This window comes from Hyphomicrobium sp., assembly GCF_020852195.1.
GTDB lineage: Bacteria > Pseudomonadota > Alphaproteobacteria > Rhizobiales > Hyphomicrobiaceae > Hyphomicrobium_C.
Map to the genome: position 1 here is coordinate 14,812 of NZ_JADZBI010000043.1, position 22,002 is coordinate 36,813.

Consider the following 22,002-nt stretch of genomic DNA (forward strand, 5'->3'; position numbering starts at 1 on the left):
GAGGCACCGTCGACGGAATCGAGCTCCATTCTACGGCGCAGCATGGCTGGCAACCACCTGTTCGATGTGACGAGCAATAGCCTCGACCGCGAGCGGGCCGTCCAAGTGTAGCGCTGGTTTCGGGGGCGGCCCGAAAAGAAGCCCTGGTATGACTTGGCGGAGGTCAGATCTTTCGCTTACGCACGGGATGAGCCCGTCCGCAACGGCGGACAACCATTTCGCCTCCACCGGGCGAGGAACTATCGAGAGTGTCCTACAGCCCATAAGAGCCGACTCTTCCAAGAGCGAAGAGGTCATGCCGACAACCAAATCGGCGCTGGCACAGACAATCAAAGGATCCCCGCCCGCCGAGAAGTCCGCGATCTCGCTTTCGAGCGCCGAGAACTCGGAGCGCTCACTTTTCGGGTGCAGCCTCACAACCAAGAGAGGCTTTGGCATCAATTCAGCAAGTGCGCCAACGAGTTCCTCAAGCACGACCAGCGTCCGATACGTGGAGCCTCCCCTGCCAAGCAAGCGAAACTCCTGTTCCCACTGCTTTGCCTCCGGGTTCATTACGTAGCCCACTTCGGTGAGGAACACGACTAGCAGGCGATCCGCAGCGAGACCGGGAAACAGCCGCTTCCGCAGTTGCTTTCGATCAAGTCTAGCGAGTTCCTTTCCCCGCTCTCGTACAGCATCATGGTGCGGGTTGCCAACGATACGCAAATGCTCACGCGGCAAGCCCAATCGAACAAACTCGTCCGCAACGGCAGAACACGCCACAAAAACGATATCTGTGACGTGCGCGAACCTATTCGATGTCGTGCCACGGAAGCGATGCTCCACATTGGTCGACTGGTCAACGACGGAGAAACTTGGGATGTGCATTCTCTTTGCGGCGTCGACGATCTCGAACGCCCGCGTCTCGAAGTTCTCCGCCGTACCCACGACGACGGCATGAATCCTGTCCGCATGGAGACACGCGGTAATATCCTCCTCGGGAGCTATCGACTGAACGTGAAATCCGCGCTGCCGGAGATAGAGCAGGGCCACGCCATCGGCGAGAAACGCAACTTGGTTCCCTCGCTCATGCAGATGTTGCGAGAGCGGCCCAAGCCAGTTTGCCGCACCGGGGTCCTCCGCAAAAATCACGACCTTACCTGTCAATGCGGTCCGCCTTGCGTTGCCGCTATGACGGACTCGACAACGCGGCTCGTCGCCAACGCGCTTTCGATCGGACTCAATACGGCCCCTCCGGTCTCAACAGCGTCGGCCAAATCATCGTAGGCACGCCAAAGCGATCTGCCCAAATCAGTCGCGATGGTTTCGGAATGGTCGACGGCCAATTCACCCGCGCCGGTCGTTGTCCGGCTGTCGATCCTCGGAACGCGGGTCATCTTCATCGTCTCCTGCCAAAGAAGGATGCGGCCGCGCGTTCCCCAAAGATCGAGCCCATTTTCGCGATAGGATGCAAAGTCAACCGGCATGCCGAACACAGGCTTACCGGTTGACGTTATCAGTGCGAACGTCGCCTCGACATCCCCCGGCAGCGGCCCACGACTGGCAACGCTCCGGCCAATCGGCACAATCTCTGCTATCTCTCCGAGCAGTTGCCGGACGAGGTCGATCATGTGCGTGCCGTTGTTACGGAGCCCATTGCCATAAACCAGGGTTGCACCTTGGATATCGCCTAGATCCCAGTTCAGTCCGGCTGCGAGCGCGTTCATCTCGGAACAGAAGCGCCGAAGCAGGTTCACCTGCACGACGATGCCGCGTTCCCGACATGTACTGGCAAACCGCTCCGCCTCATCTAGGCTGTTGCCAAGCGGCTTCTCGACGAGCACGGCCTTGAGGTTAGGCAGGGCAGCCAGCCAATCCAGCCTCGCCGCAGGTGGAATCGCGAGCACGACGCAATCATAGCCATCCGCGCTATCGATCTCTCCAGGTGAGGAGAACACTTTGACGCCGTGGTGCTGTGCGACGCGCTCGCCGGCTGTCCTGTCGATATCGACGACCGCATCCCAGACGTATCCCGAGTGCTTTGAAAGCACCGACGCATGAGACGGATACTCGAACGTCTCAAGCAGCTTCGGATCCTGGCCGTATCCGAACGCCATCTGTCCGGCGCCGACAAGCAATGTCCTAAGCGGACGGGTCAACGGGGCGCCTTCTCTTCGCAGCCGGCATTGAGAGCAGCGATTTCGGGATGGTCGCGCAACAGACGCGTTATAGCCTCAAGGCCGAAGACCGAGCCGTGCTTCGGGAGCAGATGCTCGTAGATTCGCCGGATGCATTCGAGATCTTCCGGATAATCGAGCTGCAAGCGTTGCCGCGGCATACGGCAACTCGCAGGGGCGACAAGGTTGAGCAGTCGATAGATTTCCGGGTTTTCGTAGAAATAGAGGGACACGTGTTCGCGAACAGCGGGGTCGTCGATGCGCCTCTCGACATCCTCAAGAAGCGAGAATGCGTAGACCTGCACATCCGTGCCCTGAGGATAGGATGACGGCTGCACGACATTGGCAACCACGTCGGCTCGGTTCGCGTGATAGGTCTCAACAGCGAGCTCGATAACTTCGGGGCAGATCAGCGGACAGTCGCCGGTAATTTCAACAACGATATCCGTCTCCGTTGAGCGGTGCGCTTCGACAACGCGCTGGAGGACATCGTCCTCGCTTCCACGCCAAACCCTCACACCTTCGCTATTGGCCCAGTCGCAAAGTACATCATCACCGAAATACGTGCTTGTAGCCAGCACGATATCGTCGACGTTAGGAACAGCTCTCAAACGTTCGAGCAGGCGCGAGAGCGCCGGCACTCCGCTGATATCCATCAACACTTTTCCGGGCAAACGAGACGAGCCCATCCTGGCCTCGATGCTCGCGACCACGCGAGGCCTCTCACCGACTCTGCTCACGCCGCTCTCTCGAAGGTTTGCAACGCACCGAGATTCGTAATCACCTTCGAAAAGGCGTCGCCCATCTGCTGCAGTTGCGCAGATGCCGGAGAAAATCCGCAGATCTCGTAGGCGATCAGCGTGTCCTCGTGCATACGCTCGACAATCGGGCAGACAACATCGTCATACCGACGATTTGTGAGCGCGAATGGGAAGCCGTCACGCCCAATACCCAGTCGATGACGGAATGCCGGCAGGCGGTAAAGCGGGGCGACGTATCCCTCCATAACCGGCACCCCCTCGGCAAACAACGCTTTGACGAACGTAGATCGGCTTATGCCCAAGTCGGCCGGGCTTACAAGCAGAGGCCAGACGTAGTACACATGCCTGCATTGCGACCGGACAATCGGAGCGCGAAGCCCAGGCAGGCCAGCGACGGCCTTGCTCAGTTGTTCCGCTATCACAATGCGGTCTGCAACGATGTCCCGGCCTTTCTCGAGCTGCGCAATCCCGACGGCTGCCGTGAGCTCGGACATCCGAAGATTGAGCCCGATGGTGTTGACGATGTCGCTCAAGCCCGCCGCGGTAACAACATTCTCGCCATGATTGCGAATTGCACGCATCTTCATCGCCAGGACATCGTCATCGGTCGTGCACACGCCACCTTCACCAGCCTGTATATGTTTGTGCACGTTCAGGCTGAATACGCCGATATGGCCGATCGTGCCGGCATAGCAGCCGTTTTCCTCGGCGAACGGACCCTGAGCATTGTCCTCGACGAGAAAAAGATGATGACGGTCCGCCAGCTTGCGAAGTTCCGCCAATTGTGCTGGATGCCCAAACAGATTGGTTGCGAATATGGCCTTGGTGCGCGGCCCGATGGCCTCTTCGACCTTCGCGGGATCCAGGCAGAACGTATCGGCCTCGATATCCACGAATACCGGAATGCCTCCATAGAAGAGAGGCGCGATGGCAGTGGCCGACATGGTGTAGGGCGGAACGATCACTTCGTCGCCGGGCGACAGACCGATGGCTCCGGCCGCTGCGAGCAAGCCCGTCGTGTTCGAGTTCACGCTGACCGAATGTTTGACACCAAACGCTGCGGACCATTCCGCCTCGAACCTCTGAATGAACGGGCCGCCAAAAAACTCGGGGCTCCAGGAACCGTAGAAACCCGACAGCAGTCCACCATCGAGAACCTCGTTGACGAGGACACGCTCACGATCGCCGATGGTTCGGAAAGGAGGCAGGGGTCCACGGACACAAGGCGAGCCGCCGAGAAGCGCAAGCGTTGACATGCAACAGCCTTAGCGAATGAGGTCCAGGGAAAGTGGGGTTCCGCGTCTGATCTCGCGTGCAGCCCGCCTTCCGAGCAGGTCCGGCAGCATCTTGGGAGGAAGACCGTAGCCGGGGCGGATGCTCCTAACGTTCCGCGTTGTCAGAACCTCGCCTGCAGCAATATCGCTGACGGCGTAGAGTGATCTGCGAAACACTAGACTATCCCGCTCTGATGGCTCTCGCGCATAGGATGCCTGTCCGAGCGCAGAATGCGCGATCCGGGCCTCCTTAACGAAACGCTCGAGCTCGTGCGGTTCGAGCGAGAAGGCAGCATCCGGACCCCCTTCGGCGCGCCGAAGCGTAACATGCTTCTCGATAATCGCCGCGCCAGCCCCAATCGCGGTCGTTGCAACCACAGTTCCAAGCGTGTGATCCGAGAGCCCGGTCACCACATCAAACGCGGAAGCAAGATGAGAAATTGTCTTTAGGTTCATGTCCTCAGGAGGAGCTGGATAGGCGCTTACACAGTGCAACAGCGCCAGCTCAGAACAGCCAGCCTCTCGCGCCGCATCAACTGCTTCTGCGATCTCCGCAAAGTCTGCAAGACCGGTTGACATAATAATCGGCCTGCGCGTCGCCGCCACACGGCGAATCAATGGCAAATCGACCACTTCGAATGATGCGATTTTATATGCGGGCGCACCAAGATCCTCGAGAAAGTCCACGGCAGTAGAATCGAAAGGCGTGGAGAAAACCGTGATGCCGAGCTCACGGCCCTTGGCAAAGAGGGCCTCATGCCACTCCCAGGGTGTATGAGCCTCCCGATAAAGATCATAGAGCTTACGTCCACCCCACAATCCACCCTTGACCAGAAACTCCGGTCCATCATGGTCGATGGTGATGGTGTCCGCTGTATAGGTCTGCAGCTTAACCGCGTCGACACACGCTTCTTTGGCGGCCTGGATCAGTCGCAGAGCGCAATCGATGTTACCATTGTGATTTCCGGAGAGTTCCGCAATGACGTAGGGCGCATTCCCACCACCAATCCTGCGACCGGCTATCTCAATGGTCGGACGCATCATGACTCCTCTTGGATCTTCTGCTTTTCGATACGCAGCGTGTAGAGATGGCCGCGTAGCTCAAAAAATGCAGGATACCGATCATTATCTACGACCCGCAGGAGATTGAACTGAACCGCTAACGACTTGTGCGGATCAAGCCTGCTGTCTTCCGCCCGTCGCCGAGCGTAAGTCGTTACGATACCTTTCTGCTCTTCACCCTCCGGCGGCAACTCGGCCGCGAGATAGCGCTCGCAAAGCGCTATATGTATATCCCCCAACGGGGCCCGCAGCTCGTCATTCAACTCGTGCCCCTCGTAACTGACCCAAGCTTTCGCGACCACCGGTCCCGAATCAACCCCGAGCGCCGCTTCTAGAAGACAAACGGGAATCTGGTCCTTGCCTTCGAGGATCTGCCACGTCATAGGCGAGAACCCCCGCCCTTCCGGCAAGTCGCTCGCGTGCACAATGAGGTTCTTGTGGTTGCGAGCAAGCGTCTCTGGTTTAGCGATTTTCGTGCAACCAAGGAAAAAGGCGACCCCACCCGAAGCGATATCGGCGTGTGTACGTACGAGCCGCGCATCGTCACCAGCAGACGAGACTCTTGCAACCAGACGCTCCGCGAAAGGCAACACCCAACTATCATTATCGACCACCACGCTTACAACGCGCGGCTTGCGCCACCAAGCCGTGTCCATCACACTATTACCGCATCAATGATCCGGTCAGCTCCTAAGCCATCCACAAGGCGGAGAGCATTCTCCCGCATTGTCTCCCGCAACTCTGGGCTATCAAGAAGGCGACGAATCTCTGAAGCAAGGAGTTTGGGAGCGCAGTCGGCCACAGCTCCGAGATAAAGCGCAGCTCCTGCGCGGGCGATCGTGTTGGCAATCGAAACCTGGTTCTCGGCCGTCGACAAAATGATCGAGGGCACGCCGAGAAAGCAGCGCTCCCACGCCGCCACGCCAGCAGCTCCTACACCGATGCTACTAGCTGCCATCGCACCGCCGATATCGGCAGTGTCGACAAATAGGCGGACATTCGGCCGATTGCGAAGGCTCGCCACAATCGGATTGGCACCGCTCGTTGCGACGCTCAATGCAGGGGGCGGAGAGAGTTCCCCGAAAGCATCAAGTGCTAACTGCGTTCCACCACCGCTATCGCTCGCACCAAACGAGACAAAGATCGCGTGTTCGGCGCCGTTTGTCACCTTCGCCAGACGGGATCGGTGTATCTTAATATCGGCGCGAATACAGACGTAGTCGGGACCGAACAGGCGGATACATCCGTCTGGCACGAGTCCCTTATACTTCTGCGAATCTCTATCTTGGGACGCATCAAGCAACCAATCGCAATCATGCTCTCGCGTTTCGATATCGTCGACCACCAGGATACGACCGCCCAAGTCTCGCAGCACCGCTTCATACTCGCGGTCGAGCTCGTACGAGTCGATCACGACGATATCCACTGCACCCAGGACCATCTTGATCTGTGCGACCTGATGCAGGATGTCTTCAGAAGCTTCCAGGACGATGAAGTCGCGAAAGCTGCCGATGGGAACATAACGCACAGTTTCGGGTTTCACCAAGAATGCAACCGTCCAACCACGGTCATGGAATCTTTCTGCCAATGCAACTGAACGCATCACATGCCCGCCGCCAATCGTCGGGCTGGCATCGCAACGGAATATCGCGTTCCCTTGCATCGTCGCTCAGCGCACCTTGAACAGAGGAACCAGCGGTTCACACTCGAGAAGTTTGCGAAGCGCACCGTCATGCGCAGCCCGTCGCAGGAGGGGCAGCACGTCATCGTAGACGGTGAGAACTCGCGCAACGTCGTCCTCGCTATGCGAGTAGCTCATATTGTGCGTTCCCAACGTGAGCACGCCCCGCGCGAAGAACTCCTGAAGCATGAGAGTCTTGAGTTCAAAGGCACTTGCCGTTGGGGCATCGGAAAACAAGAAGAATGACCAAGTGGGATCCCCCGCGAGCCGGCAGAAGTCTCCAGCGTCATGCTTGTCGACAAGAACCTGCAGACCGGCTTTGAGCGCTTCCCCATGACGCCGCATTGTCAAGACGACGGGCTGCCTTTTCACCTTGTCCAGAGCGGCGGAGGCAGCGGCAAGTGAGATCGTCTCGCCACCCATCGTGAAAGAGAAGAAGACCTCCTCCATCTCCATCATCAGATCGGCGCGCCCGCAGACCGCCGATAGCGGGAACCCGTTTGCCAAACCCTTTCCGAGCGTGGTCAGGTCGGGAGTAACGCCGAAAAGCTCCTGCGCGCCACCATTCGCATAGCGAAACCCCGTGATCGTCTCATCAAAGACCAGCACGATATTCTCTCGGGTGGCGAGTTCTCTCAACGCTTCGAGATAGCCGGGCTTGGGCGGATCTACGTTCATCGGCTCAAGAATGATGCCCGCGACTTGCCCTTTCAATTGGGCAAGCATTGCCTCCAATGCGGGGAGATCGTTGTAAGGAAACTTGTGCGTCAGCGCGCTTACCGCCGCCGGAACGCCTCTATCTCTGGTCGTCGAACCGATGTACCAATCCTGCCAGCCGTGATAGCCGCAGACTAGGATATGATCGCGACCGGTGGCAGCGCGAGCAACACGCACGGCACCTGCCGTCGCATCGGATCCGTTCTTTCCAAAACGAACCATTTCGGCGGACGGAACCAGATCGACGATCTTTTCGGCGACAGTCGCCTCGAGCTCATGACTGAGCGAGAAGATCGACCCTCGGCCCAATTGCTCCGCGACAGCAGCATCTACATCAGGATCGCAGTAACCGAGCGTTACTGAACACAGGGCGTTGATGAAGTCGACATATTCGTTGCCATCAACGTCCCAGAGCTTCGATCCGGCGGCGCGCTCGACAAAATAAGGCGACACGCCCAAGGGAAACTGCGTGATGCTCTTGGAGAACGTCTGGGCGCCCAACGGCACAGTGCGCCAAGCGCGGCGAAGCATTTCCTCGGAATTGCGATAGCGTAGGGACATCACGTCAATCCCGCGTCTGCTCTCTCTCAAGAGAGCACGCAAGGCCCTCGTTCCGAGCAATACCGGAATTGATCCGCGCAAGCTCCGGCTCCCTCTCGAGTAGCCGAAGAACATCGCGAAACCCGAATTGCGGGTTTGCAGGATAGAGCTTCGAATACACGGCTCGAACGAAGTCCAGGTCGGCCGGCTCATCGACAGTCCAGCGCAAATGCCCAAGATCCTCGAGCACAGGAAAATGGCAAACTCCAAATCGGTCAGGACGCCTGTAGAGGAACTGGGTGACGTGCTCGCGCTCGAAGAGCTTCGTGGCCTCCTCTGCCGCCGTTAGCAACGCACTGGACCGGATGACCTCGACATCGAGCCCATCGGGCATGCGGCTCTCGACAGAGTTGGTCGTGATGGCGGATCCTCCAAGAAGGTGATAGGCGACGACAGCGTCGACGACATCGGGATCGGCAAGCGGGCAATCGGCAGTCAGACGAACGACATGTTCCGACGGAAATGTGCGCATAGCTTCGGTAAAGCGCCCCAGAACGTCATCGAGTGCACCGCGGACAACATCCTGTGCCCGCGCCACGAGCAACCCGACCAACTCGTCGTCGGAGGGGTCGTCGCTCGTCGCCACAACCAAGCGATCCACAAGGCGCGTCCTGCCGAGCCGGTCAAGCTGCTGGACGATCATTGGAACGCCAATCAGGTCTTTCAGCACCTTGCCCGGCAGGCGGCTGGACGATGTGCGTGCCTGCACAATCGCGACAACGCGATCTGTCATCAATCAACCCATCTGCGCGGGTCGACGACATCGAGGTCATCCAACCCAAGGTCGTTCAGCGCCGCAGGCATGGGCCTGCTCGTCGCAACTCGCATGGCTTCGAGATTCTCTGTAAGGCTCGCGACATCATCGACACCAATCACGATGCGCGATACGCCCTCCTGGTGCACAACATAGGAAAGGGCAGCAGCCGGAGGGCTAAGTCCCGCTTCATCCGCAACCCTCCAAAACTTGAGTACCTGCTCTCTCGCTCCTGCCAGGCGTGGAGGCAACGCGTCGGGCCACAGCAACAACACCCCCTGAAGAAAGACCGAGCGAACGTGAACCTCGATACCGCGCGCGGCGAGCGAACGGATCGTACCATCGCGCGCCAAGCGCTGATCCAGCACGTTAAGCGGTAGCTGCACGAGATCGTAGGGCAATATACCCGCGACGGCATCGAGCATATCGCGATCGTAGACCGAAACACCGATACGTTCGGTCAAGCCCGCGCTTTTTAGATCAACCAGTGCCCGCACGAGATCGCTGGCACCGGGCTTGAGAAGATCATCCGGGCTGTGAACAAGAAGCGCGTAGAGCCTATCTGTACCAAGTTGTTCGAGAGACCGCCGAACGCAGGACTGGAACTGCGCGATATCGGCCGCGCTTATTTCGTCGACCGCGAACCTGGCAACTTTGGAGACCACCGAAAACTGCGCTGCTGCAGGGCGTGATGCTCCAATTCGCTTTTCCGCATCGCCGTACACAGGAGCGGTGTCGAGCATGTCGACCTCAGCCTCCCACGCCGTGCGCAGAATCTCGCGAATCTTGGCGAGAGAGACCGGCGCGTCAGGCCGGGATAAGCCATAGGCCAAACCGAACTGGACGGTCCCAAGAGCAAGCTTGGGCACGGCCGGTCCGCAAGATCTGTTCGCACGCTCCATTGCTATCCGGCCAGCTCGCGCAGGGCAGTCACAACCCTCTTTACGTCGTCGTTCGACATAGCGGGGAAGAATGGGAGCGACAGGCATCGTTCATAGTAGCTGTCTGCTCCGGGCAGATGAAGATCGCCATAGAGCCCGCGATAGTAAGGCTGGCGATGAACGGGAAGGTAGTGAACCTGCGTTCCAACACCGGCCGCGCGAAGCCTCTCCATCGCCCCACCCCTGCTGATGCCAAAGCCAGCAAAATCCACGAGCACCGCATAGAGATGCCACCCATGACCATCTTGGCCATGCGGGACAGACTGAATCGCCGGGAAGAGTGGGCGTAGAAGCTCGTCATAGAGCGCCGCAATCTCGCGCCGCCGCCGAGAGAACTCGTCGAGTTTCTTGAGCTGACTCATGCCTAGCGCGCAAAGAATATCGGGCATGCGGTAGTTCCACCCGATCTCCTGCATCTCATAGTACCAAGGATTCCAGGTACCTCGATTGAATGCGAGCTCGCACTGGCGAAAACGGTCGGGATCTCGCAGTATGCCGTGCGAGCGTAGCGATCTCATACGGCGTGCGCGTTCAGCGTCCGCGGTGGTGACCACGCCGCCCTCACCCGTCGCGACGGCTTTGACTGCGTGCGTGGAAAAACATGCCATCTGCGAATATTTCGTTGCGCCGATGCCCGGTGCACCGAGCGCATGACAGGCATCCTCCACCATCTCGATCCCGGCCTCGACAGCGACCCGCGAGAGGGCCTCCATGTCGCAGACCTGACCATTGAGGTGCACAGGAAAAGCGGCGCGCACCGACTTGCCGGCAGGCACGCGAGCCAGCGCCTCTTCGAGAGCCGTCGCAGTGACCAAGCCTGTATGCGGGTCAACGTCGGAAAACACCACGTCGGCTCCACACATTCTGACGACATTCGCGGTCGCAAGGAAGGTAAGGGTAGGAACAACGACGGCATCGCCTGGCTGGAGGTCAAACGCGAGTGCCGCAAGATGCAAAGCCGCCGTACCGCTGTTGCACGACACGGCATGTTCCGCACCCGTTGCATGCGCAAAGGCCTGCTCGAACGCCTCCACCATCGGACCGGTGGTGAGATAATCGCTCTGCAGCGCCGCAACAACCGCCGCAATATCTTCGGCATCGATCGACTGGCGACCGTATGGAATGAACTTCGCTGCGCTCAAAGCTGCACCATCGCTACAGGAGGTGTTCGGTTTCGTAAGGAACACTACCGTCGCTAAAGCGCGCGATCTGAATCACATCCTCGCGCCGGCCATCAACCACGCCATGTCGATAGCGGCATCCTTCCTCATGCCAACCAGCACCAAGAAAGGCTCTTGCCGACCCAATATTCCGAGCATAGCAACCAGCCGTCAGCTTCTCGATTCCAAGCTCACAGAATGCATAGGAGGTGACTGCCGAGATCGCTTCCTTTGCAAATCCTCGCCCCCACTTCGACCTGTCGCCAACAATCAAACCGACATCGGCACGTCGATGCCGCATCTCGAGGGGACCCAGCTTGATGTTCCCGACATGCCGGCTGTCATCGAGATCGAACATCCCAAGCAAAAGCACGACCGGATCCTCGTTGCACTGGACGATGAACGTCTCGAGGTCAGCGCGATCGAAGCGCCGGCCGGAAGACTCGGTATAGCGAGTAACATCCGGATCATTCATCCAAGCCAAATACGGCCCACCAGCATGCGATGCCGTCAATGACGACAGAAACAATTGCTGCGTTCGCAGTTGCTGATGCAAGATCATGGCCGCATGGGAAGGCCGGCGCCTTCCAAGAAGCGACGCACCTTTACCAGGTTGTTGTCGGAAAATACGAGCAACGTACCCAACCCAACCGAATCCACCCCGGCTTTCATTGCTTCCGCAATGTGCGTGAGGTTGCCTGCACCACCTTCAAGGATGATCGGCACATCGGTGAGCTCGCGGATCGACGCATACAGCGGCACATCAAACCCTTCACGGACGCCCTCACGATCCACGGCCATCACCCGAATTTCGCCCACGCCGCGCGACACGGCTTCCTTCACCCACTCAACCGGGTTCGGCCGATCGACAGTTCCTCGGAGGCGATGATCGTAAAGCCTCAAGACGCCATCTCTCCACACTAGGTCGAGTCCTAGAACCACGGCCTGCGCACCGAACGCATGGGCCGCGTCATCAATCAGATCCGGTCGATCAAGCGCGGTCGTCGTGAGAGCGATTTTATCCGCTCCGCTTTCGAGGGCTCGGCGCGCAAGCGCCACGCTGGCAATCCCTCCACCGAAAGTGACCGGCACCTGCACTTCTTTGGAAATCGCCTCAAGAACTGCGAAGTGCGGCTGGCGCCCCTCGCGCGAAGCATCGATGTCGACGACCACGATCTCATCGGCACCTTGTGCGCTATGCGCACGACTGGTTGTCGCCGGCGCACCCGCATCGCGGTGATCAGAGAATCGCACGCCTTTTACCAAACGGCCATTCCGCAGGAGCAAGGTGGGAATAATCCGGTTCGCCGGCATGTGGCATCACGGCGCCCAATCGAGGAAACGTTTGATGAAACGCTGCCCCGCTAGCTGACTCTTTTCGGGATGGAACTGCACGGCAAATATACTTTCAAACTGTACCGCAACTGTAAACGGCTCTCCGTAGGCCACCGTCGCAGCCGCCACATCACGATCCGCATAAAGTCGATTCGAATGGCAGAAATAGAAGTTGCGGTCCTTCGCAGACGAACCGATGAGGTCGTGCCCCCGCTCGGTAACATCTACCGGCGACCAACCCATGTGTGGCACCCGGATGTTGCCATCCGACGGAATCCTGGCGACCTTGCCGCGCATCCAGCCAAGCCCACGATGGGTACCGAATTCCTGGACCTCATCGGCCATCATCTGCAGCCCAAGGCAAATTCCGAGTATAGGTCGTCCCACGTGGCGGACATCATCCAACGCCGCATCGAGGTCGCGTGCCCGTAACGCTTCGAGCGCGGCGCCAGCCGCGCCAACGCCAGGCAACACCACGCGTTCAGCCCGTCGCACCACATCGGGATCGTTCGAGGTGACCGGATCCGCGCCTGCCAGAAAGAAAGCTTGATACACTGAACGCAAGTTCCCGGCGCCGTAGTCGACGATGGTAACGTTCATTCGATTATTTATCGATCGACCGATCGCCCACAATCGACGACCATTGCTCGAAATCCCACGGCTTATGATTCATCTTGTGGGATCCAGCCCAATTTAGGTCAGGCATCTGGTGTGGGGGCACCACATGGGGACGGATCGCTTCCATGAATTCTGACTCGGTCAAGTCGACATACTGCAGAAACAGTTCCAGTGAATTCGGCCGCCTGCCGTCGTACTGTTCAACCAGTGCCTCTCCCTCCTCGCGCGTCAGCCGGCCGTTTCTAATATCGATCGAAGCTAGATGCGTTGTCCGGCCGAAACCACGCTTGAGGAACTTGATGTAGTCACGCACGCCCTGCATGAAGCATTCGATCTTCTCGTAGTCATATTCCGGCGGCACGCCTTCGACTTCATCGCCTTTCCAGCCCAGCTCGGACTTGATGATTGCCACCTGCTCCTTGACGTCCCAGGGGATATAAGAACCGAGGCAGACGGAGCGTAACCGCAATTGCCGCAATTCCTCCAGAGGTGGATATGTGTAGGGTTTGAGATCCCGCGCCGTCACAGGGTAGTCGCTGACGCTATTGTCCAGCATTCCGAGCATGTCCTCGGCGTTAATGCCGAGATTGGCGATGGTATTGAAACGACGCTCGTCAACCTCCTCCTCTTCCTCATAGCCGTAAAAGGAGGAATACTCAGAACTCGGCTCGCCCCAAATCACCAATGGAACTTTCTTCTCGACCGCGATCCACATCGGATAGGCGAATATGCCGGTGTGACAATGCCAACAGAAATCGCCGCGGCGGCGCAATGCTTCCAGCATCAGCTTGCGCACAATCTGCCAATTGGGGGTGAAGCTCAGAACATCAACACCGAGCGTACGGAAAGTCCGATGATTGTTCTCCAGCAAAGTCGGACGCATGAAGCCGTGATCGAAGCGCACGACCAGCGGCTTCAACTTTTTCTTCTTTACCAAGTGCCAAAGGGTGAACGTGGAATCTTTTCCGCCAGAGAACGGAACGATGCAATCGTAAGCGTACTTCCCCCGAACGGAATCGAGGATCGAATCGAACTCAACGGCCTTCGCAGCCCAATCGATCGCAGTTTGCTTGAACTCGACTTGCTGGCAGACGGAGCAGACGCCCTTGTCGTTAAAGCCGAGCGTTTCTGCCGTTTCCGGCATTACGCATCTCGAACAGGACTTCATGCGAGACTCCAGAGCCTAATCCGTAGCGCCTGCACTACTGATAAGCGTACTAAGGCCGGCGGCGCTAAGCCATTCGATGTTGGCATCCGAAGAATAACGGAAGCCTTCTGAAACCGGGACGGCGCCGAGAGTATCAAGATGCGCTCTATTCCAGCTCAGCACCGAAAACCCCGGACAAATTACATAGCGATCCGGCAACTCTATCGTCACGCGCGCGTCGTCCTCGGTGATCATCACTTCATGCAGCTTTTCCCCCGGCCGGATGCCGATCACGTCATAGGGTATGCCCGACGCGATCGCTTCGGCGAGATCGGTCATCTTCATCGACGGAATCTTGGGCACAAAGATCTCGCCACCCCGCATCATCTCCAGCGAGGAGAGGACGAAAGCAACACCCTGCTGCAAGGTAATCCAAAACCGCGTCATCCGCGGATCGGTGATGGGCAGGCTCTTGGCGCCGCTGCTCAGCATGTCCTGAAAAAGCGGAACCACAGATCCGCGCGAGCCGATGACGTTGCCGTAACGTACGACAGAGTAGCGCGCCCCATCGTCGCCCGAAAGGTTGTTCGCTGCTACCATGATCTTGTCGGCCGCAAGTTTCGAGGCACCATAGAGGTTGACAGGATTGGCGGCTTTGTCGGTCGAGAGCGCGACCACCTTGGCCACGCCCGATCGCAGCGAAGCCTTCACGATGTTCTCGGCCCCGTGCACGTTGGTGAGAATGCACTCGAAAGGATTGTATTCGGCCGTCGGCACGATTTTCAGCGCGGCAGCATGGACGACCACTTGCACATCGCGCATCGCAAGCTCGAGGCGCGCAACATCGCGCACGTCACCGATGAAGAAGCGCAGTCGCCCGAACAGATCCTCGGAGAACGCGCTGCGCAGCTCCCGCGCCATCGTATCCTGCTTCTGCTCATCGCGCGAGAATACGACCAGACGGCGAGGCGGCTTCGGCATGGAAAGGAGCTTGCGCACGAAGGCACGTCCGAACGAGCCGGTGCCTCCCGTAACCATGATGGACTGTTCGTCCGGGTCGAACGCCGGGCGGTCAAACGTGCGGTCGAGAAATGATGTCATGAATGATCGGTGATCCAGAACACGATAAATTTCGGCACGCTACCGCACTTCGGGTGAAACGATCACCCGAAGGGCAGCCGACGAACGCAACGCGGCTCAGGCCGCCTCGATGCTTTCGCTCGGCAGCAGTGCCATCACCTCTCGGCCCAGCAACTGCAAGAGAACTGCTACGCGCTGCCGGTCGGCAACGCACTCGAAAACACCGATGGAATCTACGAAGATCCCATCCAGAACCCTGATCTTCGCGCCCTTCGGCAACGCCGGCGCGCACATCTGGACGAAGCCGTCCTCCCCCTCGCGCTCGCGAATGGCGTCGAGCACCGTCGAAGGAACCTCGCGCGGCTTGTCGCCGGCAGCAGTGATGAGACCCTGCACCCCGAAGGTCGACTGCACCACGCGCCAGCGGTCGCGCGCGAGATCGAGGGCGACAAAGAGATAACGGGGAAAGAGGGGGCGCGTGACAGTTTCCGTCTTGCGCGCATGGCGGCGGGTGCGCCGGTAGCGCGGCAGATAGACCGAGAAGCCCTGGCGGCGAAGATTCTCCTCAGCTCGGGCCTCGCCATGAGGCTGCGTCACGACGACGTACCAGCGCTTGCCGTCACTCATTGGCGCCTCCGCCGGAGGATGACCGGGCGGCGCGGACGCGCAGCAGCTTGGGAGCACAAACCTTCTGCGCACCGAATGCGGCGACAGCCGCGTTGAAGACGTCTTGCGGATGCTCCGTCGCAGTGATCATGACACGATCGAAGGCGACACCGCCCAGCGCCGCGGCAAGGGCAGCCTTGTCACGCGCACCGGGAAACGTCGCGACGATCCGGGCCTGCGCACGCGGAGCAACCAGCAGCGCCACATCGGCGAGGTCACCGGGGCCAACAAGAACGAAGCGATCCTCGCCGCGCTGCACGCCTTCGGCAAAAAGCTCGCCCACCTCGGCACGCGCCCGGCGCATGAAATCGAAGGAAGCGGACAGATAGCGCGCCGTCAGACGGGACTTTTCCGCAAAGCCCTGAGGCGTCACGTAATAGGCATAACGGCGGGTGGGAATCTCTGTGGCCTTGAGCAGCCCTTTGCGGATGCAGCGCCTGAGATAGGTGTTGGCAAGCCCCAGCGCGATGCCGAGCTCGTGAGCCAAATGACGTTGGGTAACCGTGGCATTGTGTTCGACGGCATCAAGAAGGCCGAGGACAATTGCGTCTTCCGCCTGCTCCCGGCGTTCGACTGTGCTATTGCGTGGTGTACTCATGAAATGCCACCCCACCATGCGTGTTCACGTCGTGAACACGGGCTATGAACTAGCGCTTTTGGGGCAGGTCGGTCAAGCGCGTGGGCTCCGGCTGGTGGGTATAACTCCGCTTGATGGCGCAATTGCAACGCCATCTGACATTATGGAGAGAGACTTGGCCGTGGCGGGGTTAAATGAGATTTGACGTTGATATTTCATAGAGTTGCGCAAGCCGCACTCTCCATACGGGGCGGTACGGGACGGGCAAGATCTCGTGAAATGTTGGTCGCCTCCAGAGGGCAGACCGTTGGGAGACAGCGCCGCTCACACGGCGCTGCCTGTTTCTGACCTTGCCCTACAGCGTCAACGCACCGGTCTGCTGGTCCCAGGCAGCGACTTGATCTGCGGTGCCTTGAGCTGCAGCGGCTTGACCTTCGGCACCCGGATCAACTTGCACTTCGGCGGCGTGCCGGTGAAGCCCGACGGACAGCGCTTCGGCGGCTCAGGCTTCTTCCGGCAGTTCGGCGGCTTGCCGACCATGCCCGGCGGGCACGTGCGCGGCGGATCGACGACGACCCGTTTGCAGTTGGGCGGCGTGCCGGCGAAACCCTTCGGGCACTTCGGCGGCGGATCCTTCTTGCACTTGGGCGGCCGGCCTGTGTAGCCCTCTGGGCACTTCGTCGGCTCGACGATGATCTTCGTGCAGTTGGGCGGCGTACCGCGGAAGCCCGGGCCGCACGTCGTCGGCACCTGCCTGCAGTTCGGATACTTGCCGACCGTGCCCTCCGGGCACTGTTTGGGGACACAACTGCACGATGCACTATCCCAGGTCGCGTTGCGGCCGCAGGACTTCCGCGTGCACTTCGGCGGGTCGAGCCTGCAGTTCGGCGGCTTCCCGACGAGTCCTGGCTTGCAGCGGCAGTCGGGGAAGCGGAACCGCTCGTCCGAGTTCGGCGGACACCGTGGCGGCGGATCGACGATAACGATCCGTTCGCAGTTGGGTGGCGTGCCACGGTAGCCGTCAGGGCACCGCGTCGGCTTGCAGTTGGGGTAAGTCCCGACCGTGCCGTTCGGGCATTGCAGGTCGACGCAGCGGCAGACCCCGACGTCCCACACCTGATGGCGGCTGCACGTCTTCGGCTTGCACGTGCCCGGAGGCAGGTCGCGCACGCACCGCTTGCCGTCCCACGCGGTGCGCGGCGGGCAGCACTTGCCGGCGACCGGTGTGCTGGACCAGCCTTGCGGGCAGGTCGGCGGCGGAGGCGGCGGCGGCGTGAAATCGCCGATACCGCAGAACTTCTGGCCATGCGTCTCGAACGGCGCGAAGTGGACGTCGGCGGTGGCCGTGTCGTCGCCCGCGTTGGTGTTCTGCGGCGTGCCGCCGGCGGCTGCCTCGATGGCCACCTTGTTGGTGTAGCCGCAGGTCACTTGAGATCCCGATGGCGCGATGAGGCTGTTCGGCATCTCCACGTCGAGGTTGAGCGTCACGCTGTCGCCCGGGTCGAGCGCCACGGCGGGGTGCGTGCACAGCGCATCGTTGGGCTGACCGGCCATCGTCTGGCCTTCGCAGACCCACGGATCCGACCAGCTGGCGTTCTCCGGCTCGCCGGGCAGCGTCTCGCGCACGACGATCGGACCGGCATAGACGCCAGGACCGGTGTTGGTGACCGTGATGACGAACGGCGTGGTCTGGCCGGCAGCCGTCACGGTGCTCGCACCGGCGGTTTTGCTGATCGACAAGTTGGCTTCCGTCTTGACCGGGCTGGGTGGCGGACCGGGCGGGTGGGCGCAGAACGGATCGCCGCCCATCGGGCTGATCGTCTCGAAGTACGCCGTCGCGTCCGATTGGTCGTCACCGCCGAAGGTGTTTTGTGCGGCGGGCGCGGCCGGCGCGATGATCTGAGCCGTGTTCTTGATGGAGCACTTGGTGGTCGGGTGGATCGGAACCTTTACGGTTGCGAGGATGTCGACCTTTTCGAGGTGCTCGAGCTGCGCGTTGCCGGTCTGGCAAACGTACAGCGGGAAGAACGCGAGATTGCACTGCCAATTGAGCGGCGTCTGGAACGACGCGGTCGTTCCCGCGGGCGCACCAGGCGGCAGCGCGTCGATGAACCTTACGTCGTTGTGCATGGCCTTGCCGAAGTTCTGCACCGTGATCTTGAACTTGCATTCCCAATTGCCGCCGACGGGCGGGCAGTAGGCCCCGGTGGCTTCGACCTTCTTGATCTTGAGGTTGCTGAGCTTGAGATCCGGGCACTGCTGCTCGGTGCCGGGAAGGATCATCTCGGCCTGCGCCTCGTCGTCCGTTGCATCGGAATTTTGATCCGATCCCCCGGGTGCGTCGGTGATCTTGACCTTGTTGACGACCTTGCAGGACAGGTCATCGGCGAGGTTTTTCGGCACCCTGACCTTGATGACCACGGCGGTGCCCTGGTTCATGCTCAGGACGAGGGGCCCGGTTTCGCACGCGACGGGTGCCGCGCCCGAGCAATTGACCGCACCCGAGGAGACCGTCGCGCCATTAGGGACGATCTCGTCGAACTTGATCTTGCCGTTGTAGATGCCAGGGCCGGTGTTGGTTACGCGGACGCCGAAGGGGCATTCGAAATGGCCAAGCATGTCCCAGCAGATGGTCTGCCCGGCGATGGGGTACTTCTCGATCTTGAGATTGGCCTTTTCGCCCGCGACCGGCGGGCAGTGGGCCGCCGGAATCCCGGCCGTGGCGCCCGCGAAATCGTCGCCCGGATTGCTATCGCCGAAGCCCCACGGCCACTTGATGTGGACTAGGTTGTCGAGCGAGCACACGGGCGCCGGGGCCGGCGTGTCGACCTCGACCTTGAGATCGATCGAGGTGCCCGGCCAGAGCACGGCCATCGGGTAGGTACAGCTATAGTCCGTCGGAGTTCCCGGGATGCACGCCCAGGGCGGCTCGTTGAACGACATCGACGCTCCGGCCGGCGCGGCCGGCAGCGTGTCCTGGAGAGTTACGGGGCCGATGTAGGGGTCGGACCCAGTATTCGTGACGCGCACGGTATACGAGCACAGGAACCCGGCGCCACCCGGCGTGCAGGCGAACGGCACTGCGGCCTTGTCGACGCGGAGATTGAAGTCCCAGCCCCAGCCAACCGGCGGCTCTCCCGAAGGGACGTAGCCGGGTGGATAGGAGCTCGGTGGCACATAGTCAGGTGGCAGGTACGGCATCGGCGCGTAGTCGGGACCGTAGCCGAAGCTCGCCTTGTCGCATGGCTGCCAGATCTCGACGTCGCCCACGTGGCCGATCTTCTGCGGATCCTCGAAGCCGCCGTCGTAGTCGACGAAATACGATTTCATCGGCGGCTCGTGGTCCGGGCGCACGAGCAGGCGATCCGTGCCCTGCAGGCCATGCACGATCGCGCCGCCGCCGGCTTCGAGCTCGGCGGCGTTGGTGTCGCTGACGCGCAGGTTGTCGCCGGTCGCCCATAGCGTCGCGCCGCATGTGCCGGTACGCATGCGGCCGCTCTCGTCGTAGCCGTAGCCGAGCGCCACGCCGCCTGCCGTGTTGCGGTGATCGGGCGGGAAACCGACGGCGAACTCGTCCGGCACCGGAACCCAGGAACCGGGCGTCGCCGGATCGTCGGGGATCTCGCGCCGGTAGCGGAACACCACGGACGCCTTCTCCGCGGAGAAGGCGGCATAGTCGTAGCTGCCGCGCACGACGCCGCGCTGCGCGACATACATCATGCCCTGGCCGTCGAATGCGATATCGGAGATGGGATGGTTGCCCGGCGTGCCGGACATCTCGAACTCGCGGCGCGCGTCGCTGCCGAAGGCGCCATCGAGCCCGATGGATACCGACCAGACCTCGGGGCCGCCCGCAACCGCATAGTAGAGACGACCGCCGTCCACGGCGAGACCCCATACGCGTCGCTCGGGTTGGGTAAAGCCCCAGGTCGCGGGATACATGCTGTCGAACGCGGGCTCCTTGATGTCCGCCTTGCTGCCATCGTCGGCGACGGCAGAGAGGCCGGCCTTCTCGCGGCCCGCGATGCCGTGGTCGAAGGTGTCGACCAGGTTGCCGGCCGAATCGATGCGATGGATCAGGCCCGTATCGAGATCGGACACGAAGAAATGCAGCGAGGCCTGGTCGAAGGCGATGTCGCCGAGGCCGGGACCGCTGTTGCCCGGAACGGTGGCGAACAGCGAGACGGTGCGCGTCGCGCCGTCAACCTTCCAGATGCTTCCAGGCCCGCCGCCGGGACCGAACTGGCCCGCCATCCATTCCGCGTTGGGATGCCCTTCCTTCACGCGCTCCGGGTGCCCATCGCCGTCGGCATCGGGGATGACGATCTGCAATCCATAGGCGGACGTGGCGCCGAGATAGATGTTCGGAACGCCCACCGTAGGATCGGGCTTCAGGCCGTCGTCGAGGCCGACCGCGAACACCTGCCCGACGTCGCGCGCCTTCACCTCGAGGCGCGGTGCGACGGAGAGCACTTGCCCCGAAGGCGGCGCGCCCGCATCCAAGGGCAACACCTTCACCGAGGCGCCGTCAAGGTCGATGAACGTCTCGTCGATCGCGTCTGCGGACGGCGCGGTGTCGGCCGTCCGCACGCCAGAGAAACCGGTCACGACGGCATCGCCCCGGATCAATGCCGTATCCTCGGCGCGGGTGGAGTGCAAGGTTCCAACCCAGAACAGCGCGCCGAGGACCAACGTTGCGGGACCATATTTCCAACGAAGCATGACCGGTTCTCCAGCATGGGAGACGTGGCGCGACATGCACCACCTCGGCAGGTCAGTCGCCGCGAGCCGGCGACCGGTTCAAAATCGGTTCATTGACGCGCGAATAGGCTATGCTTCCGGCACCGCGGCGGGATTGAACCGTCTCGCGGTCTCCTCGCGACCAACAGTTACGGCTGGTGTCGGCGACATGACTTCTCCCGGCGATGACCGCGTCTTGATCGAACGGATTGCGCGCGGCGACCGGGAGGCGCTGAAGGATATCTATGGCCGTCACCACATGCGCATCTACCGCTTCCTCGTGCGCATGACGGGAAACGAGGGTATGGCCGAGGACATCATGAACGAGGTCTTTCTTGCCGCCTGGCAGGGCGCCAGCCGCTACGAAGGCCGCTCCGCGCCGCTGACGTGGCTGCTCTCCATCGCCCACAACAAGGCGGCGAGCCGCATGCGCAAGCGCCAGGCGGCAACGGCACTGCTCGATGCCGCGGCCGACGTTGCGGACCTCGCCGATACGCCCGACATCGTCGCGCAGAAGGAGGACAAGGGACGGCTGATCCGCCAGTGCATGGACGCGCTTTCGAGTGAGCACCGCACGATCGTTGACCTCGTCTACTATCAGGAGCGCTCGGTCGCGGAAGCCGCGGAGATCCTCGGCATTCCAGAGGGCACGGTCAAAACGCGCATGTTCCATGCCCGCAAGAAGCTGTCGGAGCTCCTCGCCGCGCGCGGCGTCGACAGAGGATGGCCGTGA

20 protein-coding genes are annotated in these 22,002 nt (G+C 60.8%); 1 reads left to right on the forward strand and 19 read right to left on the reverse strand.

Features of this window, described 5'->3' with window-relative positions:
• Window positions 1-30 precede the first annotated feature (30 nt).
• The 19 genes from IT540_RS03630 to IT540_RS03720 all read right to left on the reverse strand — a co-directional run bounded on the left by IT540_RS03630 (window position 31) and on the right by IT540_RS03720 (window position 21,251).
• A complete protein-coding gene (locus IT540_RS03630) occupies window positions 31-1,146 on the reverse strand; it encodes a hypothetical protein (protein WP_291173409.1) in 1,116 nt (371 codons plus the stop codon).
• Entirely contained in the window at window positions 1,143-2,138 is a 996-nt protein-coding gene (locus tag IT540_RS03635) for a Gfo/Idh/MocA family oxidoreductase (RefSeq protein WP_291173411.1), read from the reverse strand. Before IT540_RS03635 ends, IT540_RS03630 begins: the two co-directional genes overlap by 4 nt.
• Window positions 2,135-2,869, reverse strand: a complete 735-nt coding sequence (locus IT540_RS03640) for a glycosyltransferase family protein (protein ID WP_291173413.1) — start codon at window positions 2,867-2,869, stop codon at window positions 2,135-2,137. Before IT540_RS03640 ends, IT540_RS03635 begins: the two co-directional genes overlap by 4 nt.
• A 23-nt stretch (window positions 2,870-2,892) precedes the next feature.
• Window positions 2,893-4,173 carry a DegT/DnrJ/EryC1/StrS family aminotransferase gene (locus tag IT540_RS03645; RefSeq protein WP_291173416.1) on the reverse strand — a complete coding sequence of 427 codons (1,281 nt, stop codon included), beginning with the start codon at window positions 4,171-4,173 and terminating at the stop codon, window positions 2,893-2,895.
• 9 nt (window positions 4,174-4,182) lie between these two features.
• Window positions 4,183-5,235, reverse strand: coding sequence for a pseudaminic acid synthase (pseI, locus tag IT540_RS03650; protein WP_366029154.1), 1,053 nt, complete (start codon window positions 5,233-5,235; stop codon window positions 4,183-4,185).
• The gene (locus tag IT540_RS03655; protein WP_291173419.1) at window positions 5,232-5,909 is read right to left on the reverse strand and encodes a UDP-glucuronic acid dehydrogenase; all 678 of its coding nucleotides are present in this window, start codon (window positions 5,907-5,909) and stop codon (window positions 5,232-5,234) included. Before IT540_RS03655 ends, pseI begins: the two co-directional genes overlap by 4 nt.
• Window positions 5,909-6,916: a UDP-2,4-diacetamido-2,4,6-trideoxy-beta-L-altropyranose hydrolase gene (pseG, locus tag IT540_RS03660; protein WP_291173422.1), complete on the reverse strand. Its 1,008-nt coding sequence runs from the start codon at window positions 6,914-6,916 to the stop codon at window positions 5,909-5,911. Before pseG ends, IT540_RS03655 begins: the two co-directional genes overlap by 1 nt.
• 6 nt (window positions 6,917-6,922) lie before the next feature.
• Window positions 6,923-8,212 (reverse strand): aminotransferase class III-fold pyridoxal phosphate-dependent enzyme, encoded by a 1,290-nt coding sequence (locus IT540_RS03665; RefSeq protein WP_291173424.1) that lies wholly within the window; start codon window positions 8,210-8,212, stop codon window positions 6,923-6,925.
• Between the two features lie 4 nt (window positions 8,213-8,216).
• On the reverse strand, window positions 8,217-8,984 hold the full coding sequence (locus IT540_RS03670; protein ID WP_291173426.1) for a glycosyltransferase family protein: 768 nt from the start codon (window positions 8,982-8,984) through the stop codon (window positions 8,217-8,219).
• Window positions 8,984-9,874: an aldo/keto reductase gene (locus IT540_RS03675; RefSeq protein ID WP_291173429.1), complete on the reverse strand. Its 891-nt coding sequence runs from the start codon at window positions 9,872-9,874 to the stop codon at window positions 8,984-8,986. The genes IT540_RS03670 and IT540_RS03675 overlap by 1 nt, the downstream gene beginning before the upstream one ends.
• 35 nt (window positions 9,875-9,909) lie before the next feature.
• Window positions 9,910-11,088 carry a UDP-4-amino-4,6-dideoxy-N-acetyl-beta-L-altrosamine transaminase gene (pseC, locus tag IT540_RS03680; protein ID WP_291173432.1) on the reverse strand — a complete coding sequence of 393 codons (1,179 nt, stop codon included), beginning with the start codon at window positions 11,086-11,088 and terminating at the stop codon, window positions 9,910-9,912.
• A gap of 13 nt (window positions 11,089-11,101) precedes the next feature.
• Entirely contained in the window at window positions 11,102-11,668 is a 567-nt protein-coding gene (locus tag IT540_RS03685) for a GNAT family protein (protein ID WP_291173435.1), read from the reverse strand.
• Window positions 11,665-12,420, reverse strand: coding sequence for a HisA/HisF-related TIM barrel protein (locus tag IT540_RS03690; RefSeq protein ID WP_291173438.1), 756 nt, complete (start codon window positions 12,418-12,420; stop codon window positions 11,665-11,667). The genes IT540_RS03685 and IT540_RS03690 overlap by 4 nt, the downstream gene beginning before the upstream one ends.
• Before the next feature lie 6 nt (window positions 12,421-12,426).
• Entirely contained in the window at window positions 12,427-13,041 is a 615-nt protein-coding gene (gene hisH / locus IT540_RS03695; RefSeq protein WP_291173439.1) for an imidazole glycerol phosphate synthase subunit HisH, read from the reverse strand.
• Between the two features lie 4 nt (window positions 13,042-13,045).
• Complete coding sequence (locus IT540_RS03700; protein WP_291173441.1) at window positions 13,046-14,227, reverse strand: N-acetyl sugar amidotransferase; 1,182 nt, start codon at window positions 14,225-14,227, stop codon at window positions 13,046-13,048.
• Between the two features lie 15 nt (window positions 14,228-14,242).
• Window positions 14,243-15,307 carry a UDP-N-acetylglucosamine 4,6-dehydratase (inverting) gene (gene pseB, locus IT540_RS03705; RefSeq protein WP_291173443.1) on the reverse strand — a complete coding sequence of 355 codons (1,065 nt, stop codon included), beginning with the start codon at window positions 15,305-15,307 and terminating at the stop codon, window positions 14,243-14,245.
• Window positions 15,308-15,403: 96 nt separating this feature from the next.
• Window positions 15,404-15,913 (reverse strand): transcription termination/antitermination NusG family protein, encoded by a 510-nt coding sequence (locus IT540_RS03710; protein ID WP_291173446.1) that lies wholly within the window; start codon window positions 15,911-15,913, stop codon window positions 15,404-15,406.
• Window positions 15,906-16,550 carry a winged helix-turn-helix transcriptional regulator gene (locus tag IT540_RS03715; protein ID WP_291173450.1) on the reverse strand — a complete coding sequence of 215 codons (645 nt, stop codon included), beginning with the start codon at window positions 16,548-16,550 and terminating at the stop codon, window positions 15,906-15,908. Before IT540_RS03715 ends, IT540_RS03710 begins: the two co-directional genes overlap by 8 nt.
• A gap of 342 nt (window positions 16,551-16,892) precedes the next feature.
• Window positions 16,893-21,251, reverse strand: a complete 4,359-nt coding sequence (locus IT540_RS03720) for a hypothetical protein (protein WP_291173452.1) — start codon at window positions 21,249-21,251, stop codon at window positions 16,893-16,895.
• Between the two features lie 187 nt (window positions 21,252-21,438).
• On the opposite strand from IT540_RS03720, the gene IT540_RS03725 reads away from it, so the two are divergent.
• Window positions 21,439-22,002 carry a sigma-70 family RNA polymerase sigma factor gene (locus IT540_RS03725; RefSeq protein ID WP_291173455.1) on the forward strand — a complete coding sequence of 188 codons (564 nt, stop codon included), beginning with the start codon at window positions 21,439-21,441 and terminating at the stop codon, window positions 22,000-22,002.